At 72.4% G+C, this 25,234-nt stretch carries 21 protein-coding genes and 2 pseudogenes; 15 read left to right on the forward strand and 8 right to left on the reverse strand.

Annotated elements, in window-relative coordinates; translation table 11 throughout:
• Nucleotides 1-18: 18 nt before the first annotated feature.
• Complete coding sequence (locus ACO1BR_RS35205) at nt 19-1,341, reverse strand: sensor histidine kinase (protein WP_426799178.1); 1,323 nt, start codon at nt 1,339-1,341, stop codon at nt 19-21.
• A gap of 167 nt (nt 1,342-1,508) precedes the next feature.
• The gene (locus tag ACO1BR_RS35210) at nt 1,509-2,744 is read right to left on the reverse strand and encodes a sensor histidine kinase (RefSeq protein ID WP_426799179.1); all 1,236 of its coding nucleotides are present in this window, start codon (nt 2,742-2,744) and stop codon (nt 1,509-1,511) included.
• A gap of 183 nt (nt 2,745-2,927) precedes the next feature.
• On the opposite strand from ACO1BR_RS35210, the gene ACO1BR_RS35215 reads away from it, so the two are divergent.
• From ACO1BR_RS35215 to ACO1BR_RS35280, 14 genes and pseudogenes are all read left to right on the forward strand, one after another.
• Nucleotides 2,928-4,061 (forward strand): secretion protein snm4, encoded by a 1,134-nt coding sequence (locus tag ACO1BR_RS35215; protein ID WP_426799180.1) that lies wholly within the window; start codon nt 2,928-2,930, stop codon nt 4,059-4,061.
• A 746-nt stretch (nt 4,062-4,807) separates the two neighbouring features.
• Nucleotides 4,808-6,127 carry a hypothetical protein gene (locus ACO1BR_RS35220; RefSeq protein ID WP_426799181.1) on the forward strand — a complete coding sequence of 440 codons (1,320 nt, stop codon included), beginning with the start codon at nt 4,808-4,810 and terminating at the stop codon, nt 6,125-6,127.
• A 299-nt stretch (nt 6,128-6,426) separates the two neighbouring features.
• A complete protein-coding gene (locus tag ACO1BR_RS35225; RefSeq protein WP_426799182.1) occupies nt 6,427-6,828 on the forward strand; it encodes an NADH-quinone oxidoreductase subunit A in 402 nt (133 codons plus the stop codon).
• Nucleotides 6,819-7,526, forward strand: coding sequence for an NADH-quinone oxidoreductase subunit B (locus ACO1BR_RS35230; protein WP_426799183.1), 708 nt, complete (start codon nt 6,819-6,821; stop codon nt 7,524-7,526). The genes ACO1BR_RS35225 and ACO1BR_RS35230 overlap by 10 nt, the downstream gene beginning before the upstream one ends.
• Nucleotides 7,523-9,010, forward strand: coding sequence for an NADH-quinone oxidoreductase subunit C (locus ACO1BR_RS35235; RefSeq protein ID WP_426799184.1), 1,488 nt, complete (start codon nt 7,523-7,525; stop codon nt 9,008-9,010). The genes ACO1BR_RS35230 and ACO1BR_RS35235 overlap by 4 nt, the downstream gene beginning before the upstream one ends.
• The gene (locus ACO1BR_RS35240) at nt 9,007-9,972 is read left to right on the forward strand and encodes a complex I subunit 1/NuoH family protein (RefSeq protein WP_426799185.1); all 966 of its coding nucleotides are present in this window, start codon (nt 9,007-9,009) and stop codon (nt 9,970-9,972) included. Before ACO1BR_RS35235 ends, ACO1BR_RS35240 begins: the two co-directional genes overlap by 4 nt.
• On the forward strand, nt 9,972-10,628 hold the full coding sequence (locus tag ACO1BR_RS35245) for a NuoI/complex I 23 kDa subunit family protein (RefSeq protein WP_426799186.1): 657 nt from the start codon (nt 9,972-9,974) through the stop codon (nt 10,626-10,628). Before ACO1BR_RS35240 ends, ACO1BR_RS35245 begins: the two co-directional genes overlap by 1 nt.
• Entirely contained in the window at nt 10,625-11,242 is a 618-nt protein-coding gene (locus ACO1BR_RS35250) for an NADH-quinone oxidoreductase subunit J family protein (protein WP_426799187.1), read from the forward strand. The genes ACO1BR_RS35245 and ACO1BR_RS35250 overlap by 4 nt, the downstream gene beginning before the upstream one ends.
• The gene (nuoK, locus tag ACO1BR_RS35255; RefSeq protein ID WP_159503131.1) at nt 11,242-11,616 is read left to right on the forward strand and encodes an NADH-quinone oxidoreductase subunit NuoK; all 375 of its coding nucleotides are present in this window, start codon (nt 11,242-11,244) and stop codon (nt 11,614-11,616) included. Before ACO1BR_RS35250 ends, nuoK begins: the two co-directional genes overlap by 1 nt.
• Nucleotides 11,613-13,583, forward strand: a pseudogene (locus ACO1BR_RS35260) (NADH-quinone oxidoreductase subunit L); the annotation flags it as partial. The gene nuoK and the pseudogene ACO1BR_RS35260, both read left to right, overlap by 4 nt.
• A gap of 275 nt (nt 13,584-13,858) precedes the next feature.
• The gene (locus ACO1BR_RS35265; RefSeq protein WP_426799197.1) at nt 13,859-15,454 is read left to right on the forward strand and encodes a complex I subunit 4 family protein; all 1,596 of its coding nucleotides are present in this window, start codon (nt 13,859-13,861) and stop codon (nt 15,452-15,454) included.
• Nucleotides 15,454-16,968: an NADH-quinone oxidoreductase subunit N gene (locus ACO1BR_RS35270; protein ID WP_426799188.1), complete on the forward strand. Its 1,515-nt coding sequence runs from the start codon at nt 15,454-15,456 to the stop codon at nt 16,966-16,968. The genes ACO1BR_RS35265 and ACO1BR_RS35270 overlap by 1 nt, the downstream gene beginning before the upstream one ends.
• 190 nt (nt 16,969-17,158) lie before the next feature.
• Nucleotides 17,159-18,025 (forward strand): zinc metalloprotease HtpX, encoded by an 867-nt coding sequence (gene htpX / locus ACO1BR_RS35275; RefSeq protein ID WP_159503134.1) that lies wholly within the window; start codon nt 17,159-17,161, stop codon nt 18,023-18,025.
• A gap of 116 nt (nt 18,026-18,141) precedes the next feature.
• Nucleotides 18,142-18,258 (forward strand): annotated as a pseudogene (locus ACO1BR_RS35280) (YccF domain-containing protein); the annotation flags it as partial.
• Here ACO1BR_RS35280 and ACO1BR_RS35285 read toward each other — a convergent pair.
• The 6 genes from ACO1BR_RS35285 to ACO1BR_RS35310 all read right to left on the reverse strand — a co-directional run bounded on the left by ACO1BR_RS35285 (nt 18,239) and on the right by ACO1BR_RS35310 (nt 23,971).
• Nucleotides 18,239-19,456, reverse strand: a complete 1,218-nt coding sequence (locus tag ACO1BR_RS35285; RefSeq protein WP_426799198.1) for a transposase — start codon at nt 19,454-19,456, stop codon at nt 18,239-18,241. The pseudogene ACO1BR_RS35280 and the gene ACO1BR_RS35285 sit on opposite strands and share 20 nt — an antisense overlap.
• A gap of 131 nt (nt 19,457-19,587) precedes the next feature.
• Nucleotides 19,588-20,193, reverse strand: coding sequence for a recombinase family protein (locus ACO1BR_RS35290; protein ID WP_426799189.1), 606 nt, complete (start codon nt 20,191-20,193; stop codon nt 19,588-19,590).
• Nucleotides 20,194-20,396: 203 nt separating this feature from the next.
• Nucleotides 20,397-21,824, reverse strand: a complete 1,428-nt coding sequence (locus ACO1BR_RS35295; protein WP_426799199.1) for a replication initiator — start codon at nt 21,822-21,824, stop codon at nt 20,397-20,399.
• Nucleotides 21,825-22,116: 292 nt separating this feature from the next.
• Nucleotides 22,117-22,311 (reverse strand): hypothetical protein, encoded by a 195-nt coding sequence (locus ACO1BR_RS35300; protein WP_426799190.1) that lies wholly within the window; start codon nt 22,309-22,311, stop codon nt 22,117-22,119.
• Nucleotides 22,308-23,606, reverse strand: coding sequence for an FtsK/SpoIIIE domain-containing protein (locus ACO1BR_RS35305; RefSeq protein WP_426799191.1), 1,299 nt, complete (start codon nt 23,604-23,606; stop codon nt 22,308-22,310). The genes ACO1BR_RS35300 and ACO1BR_RS35305 overlap by 4 nt, the downstream gene beginning before the upstream one ends.
• Nucleotides 23,606-23,971, reverse strand: a complete 366-nt coding sequence (locus tag ACO1BR_RS35310) for a hypothetical protein (protein WP_426799192.1) — start codon at nt 23,969-23,971, stop codon at nt 23,606-23,608. Before ACO1BR_RS35310 ends, ACO1BR_RS35305 begins: the two co-directional genes overlap by 1 nt.
• Before the next feature lie 171 nt (nt 23,972-24,142).
• Here ACO1BR_RS35310 and ACO1BR_RS35315 point away from each other — a divergent pair, with 171 nt between their 5' ends.
• Complete coding sequence (locus ACO1BR_RS35315) at nt 24,143-24,913, forward strand: GntR family transcriptional regulator (RefSeq protein ID WP_426799193.1); 771 nt, start codon at nt 24,143-24,145, stop codon at nt 24,911-24,913.
• Nucleotides 24,914-25,234: the final 321 nt, after the last annotated feature.

Here is a 25,234-nt window from a genome sequence, read left to right on the forward strand (position 1 = left end):
GGCGCGGCCCGGACGCGGTCAGCCGCGCCACGGCAGCTCGGCGGTGACGGCGGTCGGGCCGCCCTCGGGGGACTCCACGACCAGCAGGCCGTCGACCGAGTCCAGCCGCTCGGCGAGACCGGCCAGCCCGCTGCCCGCCTCGGTGTGCGCACCGCCCCTGCCGTCGTCGGACACCAGCAGCATCAGCCGGTCCGCGGTACGCCAGACGTCCACCGTCGCGCGGCCGGCCCGGGCGTGCTTGGAGACGTTCTGCAGCAGCTCGGAGACGGTGAAGTACGCGATGCCCTCGATCGCCGCGGCCGGGCGCCGGTCCAGGTCGACCTGGACCGCCACCGGAACCGTGCAGCGCGCGGCCAGCGCGGACAGCGCCGGGCCCAGCCCCCGGTCCGTCAGGATCGCCGGGTGGATCCCGCGGGCCAGGTCCCGCAGCTCCTGCAGGGCGGTCTTCACCTCGCCGTGCGCCTCGCCCACCATGCGCGCCGCGGCCTGCGGGTCCTCGGCCAGCTTCTCCTTCGCCAGGCCCAGATCCATCGCCAGTGCCACCAGCCGGGCCTGCGCGCCGTCGTGCAGATCCCGCTCGATACGCCGCAGATCGGCGGCGGCGGTGTCCACCACCACCCCGCGGTCCGACTCCAGCTCCGAGACCCGGGTGGCCAGCGGCGACGGCCCCAGCAGGCCGCGGACCAGGACCCGGTCCACCTGCGTCAGCCCGTGGATCACCCACGGCCCGGCCAGGACGAGCAGCAGCCCGACGCCGCTGGTGAGCCCGATCGCCAGGGGGGAGTCGAGGTAGAAGCCGTGGCCGTAGCCGTCGCCCCAGAGCTGGAGGCCGGGCTGGGCGGCGTACTGGGGGAACGTCCACGCCCACAGCGGATAGACCAGCAGTGCCCAGCCCACCGCCCAGAACGTCGTCGCGAAGACGAACGCGAACAGCGCCCACGGGAAGTGCAGCAGCGAGTAGAGCAGATGCCGCCAGGACGCACCGCTCTTGAGCACCGCCCCGACCCATCCCATCAGGCCCGGCTTCGACGGGCGGACCGGCGCCGGATCGGCCACGTCCACGTCCAGCAGGGCCCGGGCCCGGAGGCGCTCCAGCGTGCCCAGCCCCCGGGCACCGACCAGGCCGCCGGCCAGTACCGGGATGCCCACGAACGTGATCAGCAGGCCGGCCGACAGCGAGACCACCGCGATCGCGTAGCAGAACATCAGGCTCGCCATCGGGACGCTGAGGAAGAGGTGCAGGAACTCCCGCCAGGTGCGCCCCGAGAAGGGGGCGCGCAGCCCCACGGGTACCCGGGGACCGCGGGCGTGCGGGGGGTAAGCGGAGTGCGCGGTATCCATGCTCTCGTCGTCCGTTTCTGCCGTGGCGGCCCGTGCCGTACCCGGCTCCGATTCCGGCCGGCTCCGATACCCGCCGGCCCATCACCAGGTTCCGCCACCGCCGGCGCCCGGACCATGAGGCTGCTCGCAGTCTTCTCCGGGGGTTTTCCCCACCCCCGCGCGGCCGGTCAGCGGCGCCCGCGCCCGCCCGTCCCCCAGTCGCCCTGCGCACGCTCCCCGGGCCGCGGCCGCCACGGGACCTCCGCCGTCACCCGCGTCGGCCCGCCCACCGGCGAATCCAGGACGAACAGCCCGTCCACCGACCCCAGCCGCTCCGCGAGCCCGGCCATCCCGCTGCCGCCGTCCAGCCGCGCGCCGCCCTTCCCGTCGTCCCGCACCTGGAGCAGCAGCCGGTCCCGGGACCGCCACACCTCCACGGACGCCTGCCGGGCGGCGCTGTGCTTGGAGACGTTCTGGAGCAGCTCGGAGACGGTGAAGTAGACGATGCCCTCGATGGCGGGGGCGGGCCGCTCGGCCAGATCCACGGACGTGGTCACCGGCACCGTGCAGCGCCCGGCCAGCGACACCAGCGCGGGCCCCAGGCCGCGGTCGGTCAGGATCGCCGGATGGATGCCCCGGGCCAGGTCCCGCAGCTCCTGGAGCGCCAGCTTCACCTCGCCGTGCGCCTCGTCCACCATCGCCGCCACGCTCTCGTCGGCGCGGCCCTCCAGCAGCTTCTCCTTCGCCAGCCCCAGTCCCATGGCGAGCGCCACCAGCCGGGCCTGCGCGCCGTCGTGCAGGTCCCGCTCGATACGCCGCAGATCGGCCGCCGCGGTGTCGGTGACCACCACCCGGTCCGACTCCAGCTCGGCGATCCGCCGCTCCAGTTCGTCGGACGGCGACAGCAGCCCGCGCACCATCGCCCGGTCCGCGTTGGACAGCCAGCGCGCCAGCCAGGGCAGCACCGGCCAGCCCACGACGAGCGAGACGAGGACGACCGCGAACGTGAGGATGCCCCACGGCAGCCGGACGAACACGAACAGCGCGTGCCGCCAGGCGACCGGGTCCTTCAGACACGTCCACAGCCACCCGAAGAACCCGCGCTCCCGGGGCCGCAGCCGGCTCGGCTCGTCCACCGCCACCCCCAGCCAGGAGCGCGCCCGGGCCCGCTCCAGCCTCCCGTACTCCCGACAGGCCGTCAGCCCCGTCGCCAGCAGCGGCAGTCCGACCACCGTGACGGACAGCGCCAGCCCCGCCACCAGCCACACCACCAGCACCACGAACGCCACCACGTCCAGCGGGAAGTTGACCAGCAGATACCCGATCTCCCGCCAGGTCCAGCGGCTGAGCGGCGCCCTGGGCGGCGGCAGTGAGACACCGTCACGGGCGTCGGCGGGGTCGGTGAGCTGGGAACTTTCCGTCATACGTCCCAGCTTGCCGGTCCCGGGACCGGCGTGCCATGGGGTTCGTGGGGTGGCGGGGGTGGGGTTTGCCCCACCACCCGCCGTATCGGCGCAGGTTGGTGCCGCTCCGTTACGCGACCGGTGTGGACAGGGCTCCGCGGCGGGACCGTATGGTGTTGCGGTGCAGAACGGGGCCGCGTGGACATGACGAGTGTGAATACGGACGTGAGCGCGGGGGCCGGGCAGCGCGGCAGCGGCCGCACGGCGCCCGCGACGGCCCCGGCCGGCAGGGACCTCACCGGTGACGCGGCCGACCCCCTGGACGTCCACGGCTGGGGATGGGGCGAGCCGAGCCGGACCTGGACCGCGGTGACGGCGAGCGCGCTGCTCGCCGCGGTCGCCGGGGTGTGCGCGGGCGCCTGGTACGGGGACGGCGCCGCCCGCTGGCTCGGCGGCGTCGCCGTCGTGGCCGCCGGCGCCGGAACCGCCCTCGCCGCCCCGGGCCGGCGCACCGGGCGGCCCGCCCCCGGCACCGCCCTGCTGCTGTCCGGCGGCACCCTCGGCGCCGTCGCCGCCTGGCAGGCCGCCCCGGCGGGCGCCGCCCGGCTCGCCGCCGTCGGGCTCACCGCCGCCGCCGTCCTCGCGCTCCTCGGACTCCGCACCGGCCTCGGGCGCGGCGGCCTCACGGGAGCGGCGGCGCTCGCGCTCGCCGTGGGCGCCTGGGAGGCAGGCCTGGCCCTGACCGGCCCCACCCCTACGGGAGCCGCCCTCGGCTTCCTCTCCGTACTGGCCCTCGGGGTGCTGCCGCGGCTGGCCCTGACCGCGGCCGGCCTGACCCGGCTGGACGACCGGCACTCCGGTGGCACCCCGGTCAGCCGGCACCAGGTGGCCGCCGCACTGGGCGCCACCCACCGGGGGCTGGCCCCGGCCACGGTGGCCATGGCGGCCTCGGCCGGCGCGGCCGGCGTCCTCGTGGCGGGCGACGGCGGCATCTGGTCGGTGCTCACCGCCGTCCTGCTGTCCGTGGTCCTGTTCTCCCGGGCCCGCGCCTACCCCCTCGCCATCGAGGTGGTCGCCCTGCTCGCGGCCGGTGCGGCCGTCTGCGTACGGCTCGTCCTCCTCTGCGCCACGGCCGGCGGGGCCCCGGCCCTCGCCCTGGCCGCGCTGTGCGTCCTGGCCGCGGTGCCGGTCGCGACGCTCGCCGTACGGGTGCCGGAACCGCTCCGGGCCCGGCTGTGGCGCTGGCTGGACCTCGTCGAGTCGGTGAGCATGGTGGCGCTGATCCCGGTGGGCCTGGGCGCCTGTGGGCTTTACGGGCTCCTGTGGGGCGGGCCCTGACCGGGCAGGCGGGAACGCCGGGAACGGCGGGAGAGGGGGCCGGCGGAGACGAGGGCTGCCCCGGCGGGGATTCGCGGGGGAAAACCTGTGAAGACCCGGCGCCGCCGGAACTTCCCCGGGGCGCGGAGCAGTTCGGAATGCAGGAACGGCAGGAACGGCAGGAACGGCAGGAACGGCGCGGTCGGCAGGAAGGCCGGGCGGGCGGAGAGACGGGTGAGCCGCGCGACCGCGAGGCGCGGGGAGGGGGTGCGGGTCCGGTGAGTACGAAGGGTGTGGACATGGCGAGCGGTGCGGCGGCGGACGCCGGGAACGCGCCGGGTGCGCTGCCGGCGGCGGTACCGATGCCGGCGGCGGCCCCTGCGGTGACGGAGCCGGCGCCTGCGGTGTCGGCCCCCGAGCCGGCGACTCCCGTTGCGCCGGCGCCTGTTGAGGTGTCGCCGTTCGACCCCAAGCCCGTGGCGGCGCCCTCGGCGCAGATGCCCCCCGAGGCGATGCCGGCCGCATCGCCGATACCTCCGGCGGCGGCTCCCGCAGGAGCGCCGCCGGCCCCCGGCACGGCGTGGACCGGCCCCTCGGCTCCCGCGCCGCCTGCCGCTCCCGTAGCGCCTGCCGCGCCGGGCCCGGCTGCCCCGCCCCCCTCGGCTCCCGCGCCCCCCGCGCCCCCCGCGCCTCCCTCAGGCCCCTCGGCTCCCTCGGCCCCCGATCCCGGTCGTTACGGCCGTGCCGGGCTGCCCGCACGGACCCCGGTGTCCGTGCCGCTGCTGCCGCCCGCGTTGGCCGACGGGCAGCCCCGGCCGCGGCGCGGCGACCCGCTGCCCCGGCGTGCGGGCCGGGCCCTGCGCCGGGTGTTCGCGTCGTCCCCGGCCGCCGAGACCGCCGCCGTCACCCAGGCCGCGTACGCCATCCAGCAACCGGTGTCCACGGGCCGGCAGATCGCCGTCTCCAGCATCCGCGGCGGCGCCGGCAAGTCCACCGTGGCCGCCCTCCTGGCGCTGACCTTCGCGCACTACCGCTCCGATCCGGTGCTCGCCGTCGAGGCCGACCCGGCGCTGGGCACGCTCCCGCACCGGCTCGGCGCCCGTGAAGTGCGCTGGTCCGGGAGCGATCTGGCGCAGATCGTCGATCCGTCGATGCTCATCACGGACCTGACCGGCTATCTCCTCCCGTTCGCCGGAGGTGGCTGGCTGCTGCCCGGCAGCCAGGGCTCCATCGGGGCACGGCTGGACATCGACGCGTACCGCGTGGTGATGACCTCCCTGCGCCGCCACTTCGCGGCCACGGTCGTGGACTGCGAGACGCTGCCCGCCGAGGTGGCGCGCACCGCGCTGGTGACGACCCAGGCCCGGGTCCTGGTCACCCCGGCGACCCCGGAGGGCGTCGCGGCCACCCGCTCCGTGCTGGACTGGGTCGGCGGTCTGCACCCGGGCCTCCTGCCGACCACGGTCGTGGTGCTCACCCACTCCTCGCCCGACAGCGGCGTCGACGTCCGCAAGGCCGCCGGCCATCTGGGCGCCGGGGGCGCGGCGGTGCTGCCGCTGCCGTACGACCGCCATCTGGCGGCCGGCGGCGCCATCCGCCCGGAGCTGCTGGGGGAGCGGACGCGGGAGGCCGCGGCGCGGATCGCGGCCGAGGTCATGGACCGCGCCGTCTCCCGCGACCCGAACCGCCGCCGTCAGCAGCCCACGCCCCACCAGGACTCCCCGCAGCCGCAGCCGCGGCAGCCCACACCGCACCAGCCCACACCGCACCAGCATCCGACGATGCAGCAGCCGACACCTCAGCCGCGGTCGACGACGCAGCAGCCGGCACCGCACCAGCCGCACCAGCCGCAGCAACCGGCGCCGCCGGCCCACCCCCAGACGCATGTGGCGCCCCGGCCCGAGCCGGTTGCCCAGCCGGCGGCCCCGTCGGCAGCGCAGCCGTACGTGCCGCGGCCGTACGCGTCGCAGCCGTATGCGCCGCCGGCCCCGGCGTCCGCCGTGCCGCCGGCCCACCCCCGGCACCCGTCGGCGCCCCCGCCCCCGCCGGCCGATCCCCGCACCCCCTATGGCGGCTCCCCGAGCTGACCCGGACCGGCCGTGACGGAGTCCGGCCGCCACCGGCATGCCCGCCACCGTCATGCCTGCCACCGCCCTGCCCGGCCCCATCCCGCCATCCAGACCCCCGCCGTCCGCTCTGTGAGACGCCTCCTGAGACAAGCGGAGCGGCCGTCTACGCTGCCGGCCACCCAGGAAGGGCGAAGTGGGGACAACCAGGTCATCCGCCGCGACGCGACTGCTCAGCGCGGCCGGGGCAGGGCCTAGACTCCGTCCGTACAGATCGTCGAAGTCGTTGAACAAGCGCAGTCAGGGAGCGAGGGGCGGACGTGCTGGACGCGACCGTACGCACCACCGTCGCCGCGGACTACTTCCAGGGCTACTCGGTCGTCGGGATCATCGCCGTGGTCGGGGTGCTGTTCGTCGCCGTGGCCTTCGGGGCCGGGCGGCTGCTGCGGCCTGTGGTGCCGACACCCGAGAAGCTGTTGACGTATGAATGTGGTGTGGACCCGGTCGGCGAGGGCTGGGCGCACACCCAGGTCCGCTACTACGTCTACGCGTTCCTCTATGTCATCTTCGCCGTCGACTCGATCTTCCTGTTCCCCTGGGCGACGGTCTTCGCCGCCCCCGGATTCGGCGGCGTGACGCTGACGGAGATGTTCGTCTTCCTCGGCTTCCTCACCGTCGGCCTGCTCTACGCATGGAAGAAGGGCGTCCTGGAATGGACGTGACTCCCGTTCCCGCCGGCTCCGCCGCCGCGTCTGAGAGCGCCGGCCCCGAGTTCCTGCCGGAGCCGCGTCGGCTGGGCGCGCTCGCCCGGCTCGCGCCCGAACCGATGAAGGTGGTCCTCAACTGGGGCCGCCGCTACAGCCTGTGGGTCTTCAACTTCGGGCTGGCCTGTTGCGCCATCGAGTTCATCGCGGCGTCCATGGCCCGGCACGACTTCATCCGGCTCGGCGTGATCCCGTTCGCGCCCGGCCCGCGCCAGGCCGACCTGATGGTGGTCTCCGGCACCGTCACCGACAAGATGGCGCCCGCGGTCAAGCGGCTCTACGAGCAGATGCCGGAGCCGAAGTACGTCATCTCTTTCGGGGCGTGCTCCAACTGCGGCGGCCCCTACTGGGACTCGTACTCGGTCACCAAGGGCGTCGACCAGATCATCCCGGTGGACGTGTACGTGCCGGGCTGCCCGCCCCGCCCTGAGGCACTGCTCCAGGGCATCCTCAAGCTCCAGGAGAAGATCGCCCGCGAGTCGCTGGGCGAGCGCTACCCGCGCACCGGCCGGCCGTCCGCCGCCGCGCTGCGCAGCGGGCTCGTCGCACCCCCGGCAGCCAAGGCTGCTGGTGCGGCTGAGGGGGCCGGTGTGGCCGGGGAAGCCGGCGCGGCCAAGGAGCCGGTGGACACCGCGGCGGGGGAGGGCCCCCGATGAGCGAGCAGCCCGCCCAGACGCCCGACCAGCAGCCTGAGCCGCAGCCGGCGCAGCAGCCCGATGAGCAAGCGGGGCAGCCCGTCGCGGAGGGACAGTCCCTCGCGGAGGCCCCCGAGCCCGCAGCCCAGGCCCCCGAGCCCGCCGTCGGCTGGCTGCCGCGCCCGGCGAGCGAGATCTTCGGTACGGGTGCCACGGCGGAACTGGCATACGACCTACTGACCGTGGACGTCCCGGCGGACGGCTGGATCGACGCGCTCACCGCCGCCCGCGACGACCTCGGCTGCACCTACTTCGACTGGCTGAGCGCCGTCGACGAGCCCGGTACCGGCTTCCGGATCTGCGCCCACCTCGCGGAGGTGGCACACCCCGGCACCGTCCGCCGGCTGCTCGTCCGGACGACCGTGCCGCACGACGCGCCCGCGCTGCCCACCGCCGTCGGCGTGTACGCGGGTGCCGCCTGGCACGAGCGCGAGACGCACGAGATGTTCGGCGTGGACTTCACCGGCCATCCGCACCTCGTCCCGCTGCTGCTCCCGGACGAGTTCGAGGGGCATCCGCTGCGCAAGGACTTCGTGCTCGCGGCACGGGTCGCCAAGGCGTGGCCGGGCGCCAAGGAGCCGGGGGAGTCCGAGCACGGCGGGCCCAAGCGGCGGCAGATGCTGCCGCCCGGTGTGCCCGACCCCAACGAGTGGGGCCCGCTCAAGGGCCAGTTGCCGCCGGCGCCGGCGCGCCCGGCGCGGGGTGCCCGCGCGGCGGGCGCCGCACGGGGTGCGGGTGCCGCCGCCGGCGAGCGCCCGGCCCGGCGTACCCGCAGCGCGAGCGCGGGCTCGGCCAGCCAACAGGCCGGGGAGACGGCGGCTGCCGCGGGTACGGAGACCGCCCCGGGTACGGAGACCGCCGAGGGAACCTTGGCCGCGGCCGCGGCCGGGACCGGCACCGAAGCCGGGCGCCCCGTCGCCGGCGAACGCCCGGTGCGTGCCGAGCGCCCGGACCGGCCCGCCCGGCGGATGCGTTCGGCGAGCGAGGGTTCGGCGAGCCAGCAGGCCGCGCCGGAGGCGGCGCCGGAGACGCGGCGGCCGGCGGCGGACAAGGACGCCGCCGCGCCCGAGGGCACGGCCGCCGCGCCCGAGGGCACCCCGGCCGCCCCGCCCGCCGAGGGCACCCCCGCGTCCGCGCGCTCCTCCGACGCGCCCTGGCACCACGCGCGCCCGGCCTTCGACGCACCGCAGCCGGAAGCGAAGCCCGAGCGAAAGCCCGAGCCGGAACCGAAGCCCGAGCCTGAGCCGAAATCCGGCCCCGAGCCGAAATCCGGCCCCGAGCCGAAATCCGGCCCCGAGCCCGAGCCCGAGCCGAAATCCAGCCCCGAGCCCGAGCCGAAAACCGGCCCCGAGCCGAAAACCGGCCCCGGCTCGAAGCCCGGACCCGGCTCGAAGCCCGAGTCCGCCCACCACCGGCCCGACGAAGAAGGAGGCGACACCCCGTGAGCGACACCCTCGCCATCGCGCTGCGGCTGCTCGCCGTCTTCGTCGTCTTCCTGGTCTTCCCGCTCGTCATCGGCCAGACCGAGCACAAGGTCATGGCCCACATGCAGGGCCGTCTCGGACCGATGTACGCGGGCGGCTTCCACGGCTGGGCGCAACTGGTCGCCGACGGCGTCAAGTTCGCGCAGAAGGAGGACATCGTCCCGGCCGGCGCCGACCGGCGGATCTTCCAACTCGCGCCGGCCGTCGCCCTGTTGCCGTACCTCCTGGTCCTGGTCGCCATCCCGATAGGGCCGCACAACGCCGTCGGGCAGGCCCTCGACGCGGGCATCTTCTTCGTGCTCGCGGTCATGGGCGTCGGTGTGCTCGGCTCCCTGATGGCGGGCTGGGCGTCGGCGAACAAGTTCTCGCTGCTCGGCGGTCTGCGGACGGCCGCGCAGCTGCTCGCGTACGAGCTGCCGATGCTGCTGGCCGCCGCGTCCGTCGCGATGGCCGCCGGCACGCTCTCGCTGCCCGGCATCCTCGACGCCTTCCACTGGTGGTGGGTGCCGTGGCAGATCGTCGGCGGCGTGGTCTTCTTCACCGCGGGGCTCGCCGAGCTGCAGCGACCGCCGTTCGACATGCCGGTCGCCGACTCGGAGATCATCTTCGGTGCGTACACCGAGTACACCGGGCTGCGCTTCGCGCTCTTCCTGCTCGCCGAGTACGCCGGCATCGTCGTCCTCTGCGCGCTGACCTCGGTCCTCTTCCTGGGCGGCTGGCACGGCCCGTTCGGCGCCGACGGCCTGGGCTGGCTGTGGACGCTGCTGAAGACCGTGGTGCTCGCCTTCGGCGTCATCTGGCTGCGGGTCACCTACCCGCGGCTCCGCGAGGACCAGCTCCAGAAGCTCGCCTGGACCGCCCTGATCCCACTCGCCCTCGCCCAGATCGCCCTCACCGGCATCGTCAAGGTGGTGATCTCCTAATGGGTATCCCCGGCAGCGGCCTCGCCAAGGGCCTGGCCGTCACCCTGCGCACGATGACCCGGCGTTCGGTCACCGCCCAGTACCCGGACGTCCAGCCCGACCTCGCGCCCCGTACGCGTGGCGTCATCGGGCTGTTCGAGGAGAACTGCACGGTCTGCATGCTGTGCGCCCGTGAGTGCCCGGACTGGTGCATCTACATCGACTCCCACAAGGAGACGGTGCCGCCGGCCGCGCCCGGGGGCCGGGAGCGCAGCCGGAACGTCCTCGACCGCTTCGCCATCGACTTCGCGCTGTGCATGTACTGCGGTATCTGCATCGAGGTCTGCCCGTTCGACGCGCTCTTCTGGTCACCGGAGTTCGAGTACGCGGAGACGGACATCCGCGAGCTGACCCACGAGCGCGACAAGCTGCGCGAGTGGATGTGGACGGTGCCCGAGCCGCCCGCGCTGGATCCGGCGGCCGAGGAGCCCAAGGAGATCGCCGCCGCCCGCAAGGCCGCGGACAAACTCGCCGCTCAGCAGGCAGCCGAGGCGGAGGCCGAAGCCGCGTCCGGCGCTGAAGCCGCGGCCGAAGCGCCGGCCGGTGCGCCGGAGACACCGGACCGGAACATCAAGGACACGAAGGACGCGAAGGACACCAAGGAGGAGGGAACGTGACGCTCGCCGCCGCAAGCCACGGCTTCCTGTCGCCCACGGGTGTCGAGATCGCCTTCGTCCTCGTCGGTATCGCCACCCTCGGGGCGGCGATCGTGACCGTCAGCTCCCGCCAGCTGGTGCACGCCGCGCTGTGGCTGGTGGTCGCCCTCGGCGGGATCGCCGTGGAATACCTCCTGCTCACCGCCGAGTTCATCGCGTGGGTGCAGGTGCTGATCTACGTCGGCTCCGTCGTCGTCCTGCTGCTCTTCGGGCTGATGCTCACCAAGGCGCCCATCGGCCGCTCCCCGGACGCCGATTCGGGCAACCGCTGGGCCGCGCTCGCGGTGGCCCTCGCCTCCGCCGCGGCCCTGGTCTGGGTCGTGGTCGACGCGTTCCGCACCACCTGGATCACCTTCGACGGCGTCCAGGGCTCCGCGGCGGTCTCCGGGCGCAGCCTCTTCCAGTACTGGGTGCTGCCCTTCGAGGCGCTGTCCGTCCTGCTGCTCGCCGCGCTCGTCGGGGCGATCGTGCTCTCCCGCAAGGGCGGCGGCGCGACGGGCGCGGCGGAGGGCTCCGCGAAGGGCGCCGTGCGCGGCACCCCGGCCGCCCCCGTCGCCCGGGAAGGGCAGCGCTGATGCATCTCGCCTACCCGGCCGTCCTCGCCGTCCTCCTCTTCTGCACCGGCCTGTACGGCGTGCTCGCCCGCCGCAACGCGATCCTGGTGCTGATGTCCGTCGAGCTGATGCTCAACGCCGTCAACCTCAACCTCGTCGCCTTCGACGTCTGGCTGCGCGACACCCTGCACGCCGGCCAGGCGCTCACCCTCTTCACCATCGCCGTCGCCGCCGCCGAGATCGGCATCGGCCTGGCGATCGTGCTGCTCGTCTACCGCAACCGCGGCAGCTCCGACATCGACCGGCTCCGCGACCTCGCCGAGCGGCCGGCCGGGCCGGATGCCGCGGACGGCGACCACCAGCAGCCGGACACCAAGGCGGAGGCCGCCGCGTGACGCTCACGACCACCGCCGTACTCGTCCCCCTCCTGCCCTTCCTCGGAGCCGTCGCCGGCCTCCTCCTGGGGCGCCGCGCGCCCGGCTTCGTCCGCCCGCTGGCCGTGCTGCCGACGCTCGCCGCGGCCGTGCTCGCGGTGTCCGTCGCCATCGGCCAGGGCACCGGCCCGGCCACCGACGTCGCCACCCGGCTCACCCCGACCGGCTCGCTCCCCGTCGACCTGGCCCTGCACCTCGACGGCTTCGCCGTGCTGATCGCGGTGCTCGTCGGCGTCGTGGCGACCTGTGTGCAGATCTACTCCACCGGCTATCTGCGCGACGACCCGCGCTACGCCTCCTACGCCGCGCTGGTCTCCCTCTTCACCTCCGCGATGCTGCTCGTCGTCTACACCGGCGACCTGATGGTGCTGCTGGTCGGCTGGGAAGTCATGGGCATCTGCTCGTACTTCCTCGTCGGCCACTACTGGGAGACCGAGGCCGCCCGCAGCGCCTCCCTCAAGGCGTTCCTGGTCACCAAGCTCGGCGACGTCCCCTTCCTCTTCGGCATCTTCGCGCTGGCCGCCGAGACCGGTACGTTCCGGATCACCGGCATCCTCGGCCACGTCACCCGGGACGGCCTGGACCACCCGACGCTGATCGCGCTGCTGCTGCTGGCCGGCGTCGCGGGCAAGTCCGCGCAGTTCCCGCTGCACACCTGGCTCCCGGACGCGATGGCCGGCCCGACGCCCGTCTCGGCGCTCATCCACGCCGCGACGATGGTCGCCGCCGGTGTCTACGTCGTGGCCCGCCTCCTCCCCGTCTTCGCCGCCTCCGCGGCGGCGCTGGTGGTGCTCGCGGTGATGGCCGCGATCACCATGGTCGGTTCCGCCCTGGCCGCGCTCGCCCAGGACGACATCAAGCGCGTACTGGCCTATTCGACCGTCGGTCAGCTCGGCTACATGACCGGTGCGCTGGCCGTCGGCGACCGCGGCGCCGCCGTCTTCCACCTCCTGTCCCACGGTGCGTTCAAGGCCCTCCTCTTCCTCGGCGCGGGCGTGATCATCCACGCCGCGGGCACCAACTCGCTGGCCGCCATGTCCCGTATGGGCGGCCTCGCCCAGCGCATCCCGGACGCCTTCTGGACGGTCACCGTCGCGCTGCTCGCGCTCGCCGCCATCCCGCCGTTCGCCGGCTTCTTCTCCAAGGAAGCCGTCCTGGGCGCCGCCGAGCACGCCGCCACCGGTCACGCGGCCGGTATCCCCGGCGCCGCCGGCTGGACCGTGCTGGTCTCCGGACTGCTCACCGCCCTCCTCACCGCCGCCTACGCCACCCGTCTGTGGCTGCTGGTCTTCAAGGGCAGGGGAGCCGAGGTCCCGGACCACGGTCCGCAGCCGTTCGCCATGACCTCCGTCCTGTGGGTCCTCTTCATCCCCACGGTCGGCTTCGGCCTCACCGCCCCCTTCCTGCCCGCCTGGTTCGACGGGCGCTCGCTCGCCCCGACCCTGACCACCTCCGTCCTGGGCACCGGCGCCGCCCTCGTCGGCGGCCTGGTCACCTACGCCGCCTGGCGCCACACCAGCGCCCTGGCCGCCCGCACCCCCCTCCCCGAGCCCGCCGTCGCCGCCGACGCCGCCCCCGCGCTCGCCGAGGAACTGGCCATCGTCACCCACCCCGCGGCCTACGCGGGCGCCGCCGAGGCCCCGGACCCGGCCGACCCCGGCCGCCTCCTGCTCGGCCCCCTGCACCGCCACGCGGCCGTCGGCTTCCACCTGGACGCCGTCTACGCCGCGCTGTTCGTACGGCCCGTCCGCGGCGCCGCGGAGCTGGTCCGCTTCCTCGACCGCGAGGTCGTCGACACCTACGTCCGCGGCGCCGGCACCGCCCCCCGCTGGCTGGGCGCCGCCGTCCGCCGCGCCCAGACCGGGAACGTGCAGACCTACCTCGGCGCCCTGCTCGCCGGCTCGCTCGTGCTGGCCGTCGCCGCCGTCNACACCTACGTCCGCGGCGCCGGCACCGCCCCCCGCTGGCTGGGCGCCGCCGTCCGCCGCGCCCAGACCGGGAACGTGCAGACCTACCTCGGCGCCCTGCTCGCCGGCTCGCTCGTGCTGGCCGTCGCCGCCGTCCTCGTCGCCACGGCCACGGGGGCCTGACCGTGCTGCCATCCCCCGGGGCCCGACCCCCGCACCACCGGCCGACAGCCCTCGCAGCCGGCTTCGCCGGAGCCGAAACCCTGAGGTGGGCCTGACCCGTGAATCACACCGCCATGCAGATCCTCCTCGCGGCCGCCGTCGTCCTCCCCCTCGTCGGCGCGCTGGCCGCCCTGCTGCCGGCGCCGCCCGGCCTGAAGGGCAAGAACCCCGACCAGGCCGTACTGCGCCACGGCGTGACCGTCACCGCGGTCGTGTTCGCCGCGACCCTGGCGCTGGCCGCCGGCTTCGACCGCGGCCACCCGGCCCGTATGCAGGCCACCACCGACCTCAGCTGGATCCCGGCGCTCGGCATCCGCATCCACCTCGGCGTGGACGGCATCTCGCTCCCCCTCCTCGTCCTGACCGCGCTGCTGACCTTCCTCTGCGCCCTCTACAGCTACTTCAAGATGCCAACGGGCCCGTCACCCAAGGCATTTGTGGCGCTGCTGCTCGTCCTGGAGTCCGGCACCCTCGCGACCTTCGCCGTCCTCGACCTGATGCTGTTCTTCCTCGCCTTCGAGATGGTCCTCATCCCGATGTACTTCCTCATCGCCCGCTGGGGCGGTGCGCAGAAGCAGGCGGCGGCATGGAAGTTCATCCTCTACACGCTGCTCGGCTCGGTCGTCATGCTGCTCGGCCTCCTCCTCATCGGCCTGAAATCCGGCACGTTCGACATGGTCGCACTCGCCACTGACAACGGCCCGAAAGCCCAGCTCAGCCACACCGTCCAGCTGATCGCGGTGCTCGCGGTCGGCATCGGACTGGCCGTCAAGTCCCCGCTGTGGCCGCTGCACAGCTGGCTGCCCGACGCCCACACCGCCGCCCCCACCGTCGGCTCGGTGCTGCTGGCCGGCGTCCTGCTGAAGATGGGCACCTACGGCTTCGTACGGATCGCGCTGCCCATCACGCCCGACGGCATGCACACCGTCGCGCCCTACCTCGCCGCGCTCGCCGCCGTGGGCATCATCTACGGATCCCTGGCCTGCCTCGCCCTCGTCCGCAAGGGCGCCAAGGGCGACCTCAAGCGCCTGATCGCCTACAGCTCCGTCGGCCACATGGGCTTCGTCCTGCTGGGCATCGCCAGCATGACCCCCACCGGGATCAACGGCGCCCTGTTCGCCAACATCGCGCACGGCCTGATCACCGGCCTGCTGTTCTTCCTCGTCGGCGCCCTCAAGGACCGCTGCGGCAGCACCGACCTCGACACCCTGGCGGGCGCCACCGGCGCCGCCCTCTACGGCAGGGCGCCCCGCTTCGGCGGACTGCTCGCCTTCGGGGCCGTCGCCTCCCTGGGCCTGCCCGGACTGGCCGGCTTCTGGGGCGAGATGCTGGCGATGTTCGGCGCCTTCCGCCCGGCCGCGGGCCTGAGCCGCCCCGCCTTCCTGACGTTCATGGCACTGGCCGGCCTCGGCACCCTGCTGACCGCGGCATACCTGCTGCTCGTCGTCCGCCGGGTCTGCATGGGCGGCACCCTGACCGCGGAGCCGGCGCCCGAGGACGGCACCACGGCGCCGCGCCCCGCCGCCCCCGCCGTCCCCGACCTCGCGCGCTACGAATACGCGGCCTGGAGTCCCCTCGCCGCCCTCACCGTCCTCGCCGGACTGTGGCCCGCGGCCCTCCTCGGCCTCACGAACCCGGCCGTCCAGCAGCTCCTCGGAGGCGGTAAGTGATGAGCCCGGTCACCTCTCTGGTCCAGTCCGTCGACTGGCTCGCCATCGCCCCGCCCACCATCGCCGCGGCCGTCGCCCTTGCGGTGCTGGTCGCCGACCTCTTCCTGCCCGCCGCCCGGAAGCCGCTGCTCGGCTGGATCGCGACCGCGGGCCTGGCCCTCGCCGCGCTGTCCCTGCTGCCCCTCCTGGACGGCCACCGCCGCACCTTCTGCCTCACCGGCCGTCCAGTCGTGTGCAGTTACGCGGCCGACCACTTCGCGCTGGTCATCCAGTTCCTGGTGCTGGCCGGCGCGCTGCTGACCGCCCTGCTGTCCATCGACACCATCAAGGACCACGACCTGCCCACCGGCGAGTACTGGTTCCTGCTGCTCTCCTCCGCGGCCGGCGCCGCCCTGCTGCCCGCCTCCCGGGATCTCGCCACCCTGGTCATCGCCCTCGAAGTCGCCTCCCTGCCCGCCTTCGCCCTCGTAGGGCTGCGGCGCGGCGACCGGCTCTCCTCCGAGGCGGCCCTGAAGTTCTTCCTGTCCTCCGTGGCCGCCACCGCCGTGATGCTGCTCGGCGTCAGCTTCCTGTACGCGGCCACCGGGAGCCTGCACCTCTCCCGGGTGGCGCACGCCCTCACCGCCCTCCCGGACCCCCGCCTGGCAACCCTGGCGAGCGCCGGAGTCGCGCTGACCCTCGTCGGCTTCGCCTTCAAGACCGCCGCCGTCCCGTTCCACTTCTGGGTGCCGGACACCTACGTCGGCGCGCCGCTGCCGATCGCCGCGTACCTCTCCGTGGTCGGCAAGGCCGTCGGCTTCTCCGGCCTGATCTTGGTCACCGTCCAGGGCTTCCCCTCGTACGCGAACGTCTGGGGCCCGGCGCTGGCCGTCCTCGCCGCGCTCACCATGACCGTCGGCAACGTCGCCGCCCTGCGCCAGGACCCCCGCCGCACCCACAGCGCGGTCCGCCTGCTCGCCTGGTCCTCGGTGGGCCAGGCCGGCTACCTCCTGGTCCCGATCGCCGCCGCCGGCTACGCCCACGACCCGGCGCACGCCATCGGCTCCACTGTCGCCTACGCCCTCATGTACGGCGTGGTGAACCTCGGTGCCTTCGCCGTCGCCGCCCTGGTGGCCCGCACCAGCCCCGCCCACCGCATCGCCGACTACCGGGGCCTCTACGCCCGCCGCCCCCTGGTGGCGCTCGCCCTCGGCTTCTTCCTGCTCTGCCTCGCCGGTCTGCCGCCGGGCATCATCGGCCTCTTCGCCAAGGTGACGGTCTTCTCCGCGGCCGTCGACGCCGGCCTGGGCTGGCTCGCCGTCGTGATGGCCGTCAACGTCGTGATCGCGCTCTACTACTACCTCCAGTGGACGGCGATCCTCTTCCGCGGCGACGGGGCCCCGGCCGCCGAAACCCCGCGCGCCCGGATCCCGGCCGCCCTCACCACCGCCATCACCCTGGCCGCGGCCCTCGGCATCGCCCTGTCCGGAGCCCCCCAACTGGTCCTCCGCTTCGCCTCCGGAGCACTCCTGTAGCCGTACGGCAGCCGGATCCCCGCGCGTGGCCGTACGGCGGCACGTACGGCTGCGCGCCCGCCCGGCACCTCCCCGCCACGCCAGGGGAACCACCCCACCCCATCTCGCGTTGACCAGTGAGTAAGGGTCCACTGGAGAGTGGAGAAACGAAGCAAAGGGTTCCCCTGCCGCACCACTTGGAGGGCGTACCGTGCACCGCCGGCACAACGGGCTCAGGACCGCCGTACTCCTCGGGGGACTGTCCGCACTCATCATCGTCATCGGCAGCCTTTTCGGCCGTACGGGCCTGATCGTCGCCGTCCTCGTAGCCGTGGGCACCAACGCCTACGCGTACTGGAACAGCGACAAGCTCGCGCTGCGCGCCATGCGCGCCCGCCCGGTCAGCGAGTTCGAGGCACCACAGCTCTACCGCATGGTGCGGGAGCTCTCGACGACCGCCCGCCAGCCCATGCCGCGGCTGTACATCTCCCCGACCCAGGCGCCCAACGCCTTCGCCACCGGCCGCAACCCCCGCAACGCCGCGGTCTGCTGCACCGACGGCATCCTCCAGCTCCTCGACGAACGCGAACTGCGCGGCGTCATCGGCCATGAGCTCAGCCACGTCTACAACCGCGACATCCTCATCTCCTCTGTCGCGGGCGCCCTGGCCTCCGTCGTGATGTTCCTGGTCAACTTCGCCTGGCTGATCCCCGTGGGACGCTCGGACGACGACGAGGGCCCCGGCATCGTCGGCATGCTGCTGATCATGATCCTCGGCCCGGTCGCGGCCTCCCTGATCCAACTCGCCGTCAGCCGCTCCCGCGAATACCAGGCCGACGCTTCAGGCGCCCAGCTCACCGGCGACCCGCTCGCCCTGGCCTCCGCCCTGCGCAAGCTCGAAACGGGCACCCAGCAACTCCCGCTCCCGCCCGAGCCCCGTCTGGAGACCGCCAGTCACATGATGATCGCCAACCCCTTCCGCCCCGGCGAGGGCCTCTCCCGCCTCTTCTCCACCCACCCCCCGATGCACGACCGCATCACCCGCCTGGAACAGATGGCCGGCCACCACCGCCCCTGACCCCGGCCGCTGGCGCCGCCGCCCGCCTCCGCGCAAGATGGAAAGCAACGTTCCACACGGTCCGGCGCGTCTAGCACGGCGGAAACACTCGCCGTGCCCGTGGAAGGCTGCCGATCATGAAGTTCATCCTCAACATTCTCTGGCTGATCCTCTGCGGCTTCTGGATGGCGCTCGGCTATGTACTCGCCGGAATCATCTGCTGCATCCTGATCATCACGATCCCGTTCGGGATAGTTCCTCGGGTAGCAGCATCAAGCGCGGGTCCAGCACCACCTGTACCCGCATAGGAGGCAGCAGCTCATCGGCGGGCAGCGGGCACTGATCGGCCCCGCTGAGAGCTTCTGAGACTCGTGCCCAGGTGCCGTCCTTGGACCAGGTGAGGAAGTAGCTGGAGGCGGAGTGCGGCCGGGAGATCTCGGGGGGCAGTGCGTTCCAGGACTCCCCGGTGCGGGCCTTCCAGAAGATCCCGTTCACCGCACGCCGGACGGTGTCCCGGCGCCCCTTCGGCAGCAGGGGCGCGATCCGCTCCCACTCGGCGTCGGAGAGGTCAGCAGCCGGAACCGTAGTGACGCCGACAGAGCGGTACCACCGCTGTACGGGGCAGGGCATCCCGCCCTTGCGCACGGGCACGGGGCCGGTGATGAACGCCTCCACCTTGAGCAGCGACATGTAGTCCGCTTGGCGGTGGACATCCACCGTGGCGAGTTCTTCACGAGCCATCTTGGCGATCTCCGCCAGCTCACGAGCCCTGTTACCCGCGGCCTCCTTCTCCGCCATCCAATCGGCCGCGTCGTCGCGCATGGCCTGCAACTGGGCACGCTCCGTTTGCAGGGCAGCCGTCGCTGCCTGAATGGCCTGGGGAGCGTCTTCCTGCCCGGCCGTGCTCTTGGCGGTCGCGACGATCACCGCCGTGATGGACGCGTCAAGACGCGCGATCTGCTGATCAAGGTCGGCGATGCGCTGCTCGTATGCTGAGACGTCGCCATCGGCCATTCCAACCCACTCGGCCGACAACTCTTCCAGCTTGTTGGCGTCACCGAGGGCCTTCACGATCGCGGCCCACACGGCGGACTCCAGCGCCGGGGCATCGATGTAGGAGCAGTCACACACCTTGGCCGTCAGCTCCTTGCCCTCCTTTCCGCTGCACCGGTAGAAGCGACCTCCCGACTCGACCGATTCGCGGCTGTGCCCGGTGTACGGCGCCCCGCACAGGCCGATGACCCGTCCGGACACGGGATAGAACGCGCGCTTCCCGGAACTCTTCTTCGCTGTCGAAGCCACCCCACGACGCAGTGCTGCGGCTTCGCTTTCGGAGAGGACGCGGGGGAGAGGAATGACGACACGTTCGCCCCACAGCGGCTTGCCGTCGGAGTCGGTCACCGCATGGTGGCCACGGAACCGCACCACCCCGTCGAGCACGGCGCACGACATGATCCGGTCGCGGAGATTCGCGAGGGACCACAGCCGCCCGGAGCGGGTGGTGACTCCTTCGGCATTCAGCCGGATCGCGACCTGCCGAAGGTTCAGGCCGTCATTCACCACCAGATCGTGAACGCGGTAGATCACTGCGGCTTCCGCCGGATTGATGACCAGGTGTGAAAGCCCGACTTTGCCCTGATCTTCAATCCGGTAGCCATAGGGAGGCCGGCCCCCGATGTGAGGGGAGTTCGAATCTTCCGCCTTCTCCTGGAGCCCGCCCTGTGTACGCTCGCGGATCGTTTCCCACTCGGTTTCGGCGTAGTCCGCTTGGCGCCGCATTTCCTTGCGGCCGCTGGCCGTGGTGTTGTCGATGTCGTCTTCCGCGATGGCGACGAAAATGCCGATGTCTTCGAGTGCCCAGACCCACCGCTAGAAGGCACGATTGTTACCTTGACGACCACGACGTCGAAAGCGCCGTCGTGGGCATCTGCCATGAGTTGCTTGAGACGCGGCCGGTCCTCTGCAGCCAGGCTGCCGCTGACGCCGTCATCGACGTATGTGTCGACGTGCTCCCATTGCTTGGTCGCGATGTACCTGGCGGTCTTCCGACCTTGACTCGCGACGCCGTAGCCCTTCCGCTGTTCCTCGGTTGACACCCGAAGGTAGTCAACCGCTCGGAGGGTGCGCCCGGCGACCGCGCGGGCGGCAAGGTCGGTCGCTCCACGCTTCAGTGTGGTTCTATTGGCCATGTCGACTCCTACCAGTCGGCCAGCCCCGGGACGGTTGCAGCCGTCGCCGGGGCGCGTTGTTAAACGACAGCGTATAGCCAAGGACTGACGCTTAGTTGGGGTTTCGGATGTTGCTTGCCCTTCGCGTGCTGGAGCCGAAGAGCAACCGCAACAGTCGCTGCCACTCGGCCGGAGTCAGCTTCTGCCCTCTCTTGATCACCACCTCAATTTGCTGCATTGCGGCCTCCGTTGTTCGACTGGTTCAGCTCAAGGGGTTCGGAGAGTCGTTCTTCTCGGGCAACTTCCCGGCTACGGCTGAGGTCTTCAGCGACACCAGCGGCTATGAGCGCCGCGCCGGGAGTGTGGCCGGAGCCGACATAGCGCCAGGCCTTCTCCGTGACGGCATCTAGCGCGTTGGCGACATCAGCCCCGGTGTCAGCGCCCTGGTATTGGGCGCGTTCGGCGCGCAAGGCTGTGTAAGTCGTGGAGTAGATACGGGATTTGGTGAGGATGTGGCCGCGGTAGCCGAGGGTGTGTGCCCAGGCCCGCAGTCTGAGCGGTTCCAGTTCAGGGAGGTTGCCGAGCCACCAGCAGGCACGGATGAGGCTCCGAACATGAGCTGATAGCCGGCTGGTTGTGATCTCATCGGGGCCGGTGATCGGGTGATCCAGGCCGATGGCGGTGTCAGCTGCTCCCTTGGTGACGTACTTGGCGACGTACGCGGCTACGGCTTCATCAGCCAGCCCCTCACCCCCGCTGAAAGCGCGCAGTGGCCGAACGTCAAGCTCGGAGCCCCAGCGCAGGCCGTGTTCTCCCAGGCCCCGGGCGTACGGGGTGCGCAGGTGGACCGCTGCTGCGGCGGACCGCACAGCGGCGGACAGGTCTCCAGCCGACACCCACGCAGGAGGCGGATCGCCGGGGCCGTTCGCGCCGTCGAGGCGCACGACCGCATGAACGTGGACAGCGGCGCGCTTTTGGTACTCGGCCACCTTGGCGTAGGAGATGCGCAGTGCCCGGCGTAGGCCGGTGCGGGTTCGTCCGGTGCGGGCGGCGAGGTGGTTGTAGAGGTTGTCCGTGAACGCCTTCCACAGCCGTCCGGCATGAGCGTGCCACAGGACGTGCGCCGGGTAGTCGTAGCAGTCAGGGCACAGGGGTTGACCGGCAAGCGAATCTGAAGCGCCGTGGGTGGCCGGGCAGCCAAGAGGCCGGCCGTGTTCGCAGCAGCCGGCGTTACGCCGGGGGCGACAACGCTCGCCGTCCGTGGTGGTGCGGTGCACGGCCCCGAAGGAGGGGGCTGTGAGGGTGAGGAAGAGTCGGGGGTGCTCGCGTACCTGGGTCGGGACGTTCTTGCCGCCGAGGAGTCCGGCGCGGACCAGGTGGAAGGTGTCGCCGGCGTAGAGGCGGGAGCAGGGGGCGCAGACGGTTGCGCGGCGGTTGCGGCACCGGACGAGCAGCCGCTCACCAGGCTCATTGCGGGTGTCGTAGTGGTGCAGGATCTCGCCAGTACCGGCATCCCGCATGGTCGTCGAGCCGGTCAGGTGGATCGGGTGGGCGCAGCCGCCGGTAGCGGTGATCTGTTCCAACCAGCGGGGGAACTGGGGGTCTTGTGCGATTCGGATGATGTCTCGGTCGGTTTCGGTGAGCTGACGCAGGCGCGCCGCGCGGTCGAGTGCGGCGCGCCTGTCAGTCGTGGTGTTGGCGGTGGTGATGGTGGGGACCTCCCGGGGTGGGCCGCCGAAGCGGCACGGATGGTTGCGGTTGGGTGGGATGGGTCCACGGCGATCTCTCCTTGTGGCTGGTGGGGTGGGTGGTTAGCGGATGGTTCCGGTGCCGCGGCAGCAGCGGCAGCGCTGCCGGTGGCCGGAGGGGGTTTTGCGGTAGCGCTGCCCTTTGCAGACGGGGCAGCGGACGCGGCGCATGGACATCGGTGGTGTCTTTCTGGGCTCAGGTGCGGGTGACGATGGAGATGAACCAGTGCACGAGGCCGTCCGTGGCGAAGAGCAGAGGCGTCTGCCCGACGTACATGCCGAACAGGCCGATCAGCGCCGCCTCCCACCACTTGACGTCGCGGGAGCGGACCAGGAGGACGGTGATGACCCCGAAGACCAGGGCCAGCAGCACGGCTGACTTCTCGGTCATACGACCGTCCCCCCTCCCGGCATGTGCGCCAGGAACTTCGGGCGGGGCGTCATCCTGGCGAACTCAGCCGCCGCCGCTCGCGCTTCGGCCGGCGTGGTCAGGTGGGACCGGCCGCGCATCCAGCCGCCCATGTCGCCAGTGGTGACAGCGACTCCGCGTTCCCCGTCACCGATGGACTGCGCGACCATGACCGCGTCCTTGTTCAGGTCGCCGAGCGTCATCTCCGCGGTGCCGGGATCGTTGACCCGGTGGCAGATCCGACCGCTCAGCTGTGCCCGCAGCGCGGTGACACCGGGCCCGAGGTCCGAGCCCACTCGTTGGCCGGCCACGACCAGGTGGAGGCCCAGGGCCGCGCCGAGTTGGGCGATGCGCAGGAGGTAGGTGGTGCACTCCTCAGCTTCAGCGCGCTGTTCCTTGCTGCCGTTGGTCAGGTACAGCTCCGCCAGCTCATCGACGATCACCACGACAGGGACCGGCCGTCCCTTGTCGGGGAGTTCCCAGATCGAGCGGGCCCCCGCGAAGCGGCAGGCCCTCATGCGGTCCTGCATCTCTTTCACCAGGGCGGCCAGCACGGTGACCGCCTCACTGCGGCAGGTGGCCAGGGCCGATAGCCGCATTTCCAGCAGGCCCAGCTCCATGCCGCCCTTGCAGTCGATACCGACCAGGGCGACCGGTTGCGGAGCAAGCTCGGTGACCAGCGTCGCCAGCAGCGTGGACTTGCCCGATTGCGTCGCGCCGACGACCAGCCAGTGCGGCACACGCCTAAAGTTTATTACCCACGCACGCCCCAACTCCAGCGCACCGACCGTCGCCGACAGCAGTTCCCCCGCCCCCACCGCAGGGCGGTCCGTGTGCTCCAGCGGGTCACGGGCCGTTGCCATGATCAGCACGACGCCGCGTTCGGGGGAGACGACGCGCACCGCGTGGACGCGCCAGGCGTGCGCGAAGGCGTCGGACGACGCGAGGAAGGGCGCCGGCGTCTGCCCCGCATGCAACCGGACGCGCACTTCCAGCCCGTACGGTGTGGCACGCGGGAACGACAGCCGCGGGGTACGTGTGCGCAGCGGCTCCCCCCTCACCTCCAGGTCCCCCAGCACGCGCCGGTTCGGTTTGTGCGAGACGGTCAGGCCGTTGAGGTAGGCGACCCGGCGCCAGGTGAACACCATGCGCAGCGCGGTCAGCGGGTAGCCGACGAGGTACCAGTGCCACTGCGGCCGCCGCCGTTGCAGCTCGTTGCCGAAGACCAGCAACCAGATCACCAGCGCGAGAACGCAAGTGAACAGGAGCATCCCCATCAGGCGCCACCGCCCTTGCCGGCGGAACCGGCAGTCGCAGCGGCAGATGCCGCGGGTGTGGGGGTGATGGCGGATGCGCGGAAGCTGATCCCGTGCCGGTCGCCCATGGCCCACGCGAACGCTTCCATGCCGGTGACGCGGACCTCGGTGCCTTCCGCGACGCCCTTGGGTTCGCCGGGAACGGCGATCTCGATGACCGAGACCCGCCGCCCTTCCTGACGCACCGTCACGCCGACGGTGTAGATGGTGTTTCCGTCCCGGTCCTTCTTGACCTGCTTGGTTTCGAAGTCCGCGAGCTTCGGTTCCGGCGCGACCGCGCACCGCAGCACGCCGAGCCGAGAGGTGTCCACAGGGATGGACTGCATGAGTCTTGGCCTCCTTGACCATACAGAAGCGAGACGTCATGTGACGTCACTCGTGTTTACGAGTTGTCATCCACTATGCACGCCTTGACCGATGAAGGCAACCACTTATGCTTACGAGTGACGTCAGAGAACGTCATGACCCCACACAACAGGTGATGAGGAGATCCCGACATGGGAGAGATCCAGCGCCCCGGCGCCCTGTACCAGCAAGTCGCCGCCGAGATCCGCAACGGCATCGCCCAAGGCGAATACAAGCCCGGAGCCCCCCTCCCCTCGGAGACCCAGCTCATCGAGCGGTACGGAGTCAGCCGCCCGACCGTGCGCAAGGCCATCGCCGCACTCCGCGCCGAAGGACTGATCGAGGTCATTCACGGCAAGGGCAGCTACGTCCGCGCCCTCCCCGCTCCCGCAGTGATCATCGAGCGGACCGTCACCCGAAGCGGCAAGACCTTCCGCACCGGCCACCACGACTGGCAGCAGGCCGAAGCCCCGACCGTCTACCGCACCACGACCACAGCGACCACAGCCCCGCTGCTCGAACTCGCGGAGGGGGAGGCGCTGTTCGCCGTCGATCGACTGCTGACCGACCCCTACACCGGCACTCCTGCCCTGCACCGTGTGCTCATCCCATTCGTCACCGCCGACGAGACCGAGCGGCTTGCCCAAGCCCCGGACACCGAGCCGGAGCAGATCTATGCCCTGCTCACCAAGGCTGGGCACGAGCTGACCTGGGACGAGACCGTCAGCGCCCGGATGCCTTTGCCCGACGAGCGCGCCGCCCTCCAGGTCCCCGACGTGACGCCGATCCTGCATGCCTCACGTCTGACCCGCGGCACCGACCAGCGCCCCCTGCTCCTCGAAGAGCTGCGTACCGGCGCGGACCGTGCCCAACTCGCCTACCGCATCACCGCCGACAGCCCCCGCGCACTGCGCGCCGTCTGAGACCTCCGTCCGGCGATCTGTCGAAACCTGGCTTCACTTACTCAAGGGCGCGCCCCTGGCGCGCCGGGCGGTCCGGCCGCCTCGCCGGGCTGCGGCCTGGCGGCCGGTCCCGGCGGACGCCCACCGCCCGCACACCACCACGCGCCCCGAGTGCTCGCCGTCGGACAACCGCCGTGGAGGGTCGGGGCGTTGTGGCTGGGGCCGGCGGGCGCGGAGACTTTAGGCAGCCACCACGGGGCGAGCCTCTAAGTGGGCGGTTCGCGAGTTGATGTCCGTTTCGGAGTGAGGCTTGGGGCAGGGGTGCTGGCTGCGGTGCCGGCT

The sequence above is a fragment of the Streptomyces sp. YGL11-2 genome (genome assembly GCF_050054615.1).
GTDB lineage: Bacteria > Actinomycetota > Actinomycetes > Streptomycetales > Streptomycetaceae > Streptomyces.

Excerpts from the sequence above, each read along its gene's own strand:
- ACO1BR_RS35205 (WP_426799178.1), bottom strand. The coding sequence starts at position 1,341 with ATGGATACCGCGCACTCCGCTTACCCCCCGCACGCCCGCGGTCCCCGG.
- ACO1BR_RS35210 (WP_426799179.1), bottom strand. The coding sequence starts at position 2,744 with ATGACGGAAAGTTCCCAGCTCACCGACCCCGCCGACGCCCGTGACGGT.
- ACO1BR_RS35215 (WP_426799180.1), top strand. The coding sequence starts at position 2,928 with ATGACGAGTGTGAATACGGACGTGAGCGCGGGGGCCGGGCAGCGCGGC.
- ACO1BR_RS35230 (WP_426799183.1), top strand. The coding sequence starts at position 6,819 with ATGGACGTGACTCCCGTTCCCGCCGGCTCCGCCGCCGCGTCTGAGAGC.
- ACO1BR_RS35235 (WP_426799184.1), top strand. The coding sequence starts at position 7,523 with ATGAGCGAGCAGCCCGCCCAGACGCCCGACCAGCAGCCTGAGCCGCAG.
- ACO1BR_RS35245 (WP_426799186.1), top strand. The coding sequence starts at position 9,972 with ATGGGTATCCCCGGCAGCGGCCTCGCCAAGGGCCTGGCCGTCACCCTG.
- nuoK (WP_159503131.1), top strand. The coding sequence starts at position 11,242 with ATGCATCTCGCCTACCCGGCCGTCCTCGCCGTCCTCCTCTTCTGCACC.
- ACO1BR_RS35265 (WP_426799197.1), top strand. The coding sequence starts at position 13,859 with ATGCAGATCCTCCTCGCGGCCGCCGTCGTCCTCCCCCTCGTCGGCGCG.
- ACO1BR_RS35270 (WP_426799188.1), top strand. The coding sequence starts at position 15,454 with ATGAGCCCGGTCACCTCTCTGGTCCAGTCCGTCGACTGGCTCGCCATC.
- ACO1BR_RS35285 (WP_426799198.1), bottom strand. The coding sequence starts at position 19,456 with ATGTCGTGCGCCGTGCTCGACGGGGTGGTGCGGTTCCGTGGCCACCAT.
- ACO1BR_RS35290 (WP_426799189.1), bottom strand. The coding sequence starts at position 20,193 with ATGGCCAATAGAACCACACTGAAGCGTGGAGCGACCGACCTTGCCGCC.
- ACO1BR_RS35300 (WP_426799190.1), bottom strand. The coding sequence starts at position 22,311 with ATGACCGAGAAGTCAGCCGTGCTGCTGGCCCTGGTCTTCGGGGTCATC.
- ACO1BR_RS35305 (WP_426799191.1), bottom strand. The coding sequence starts at position 23,606 with ATGGGGATGCTCCTGTTCACTTGCGTTCTCGCGCTGGTGATCTGGTTG.
- ACO1BR_RS35310 (WP_426799192.1), bottom strand. The coding sequence starts at position 23,971 with ATGCAGTCCATCCCTGTGGACACCTCTCGGCTCGGCGTGCTGCGGTGC.
- ACO1BR_RS35315 (WP_426799193.1), top strand. The coding sequence starts at position 24,143 with ATGGGAGAGATCCAGCGCCCCGGCGCCCTGTACCAGCAAGTCGCCGCC.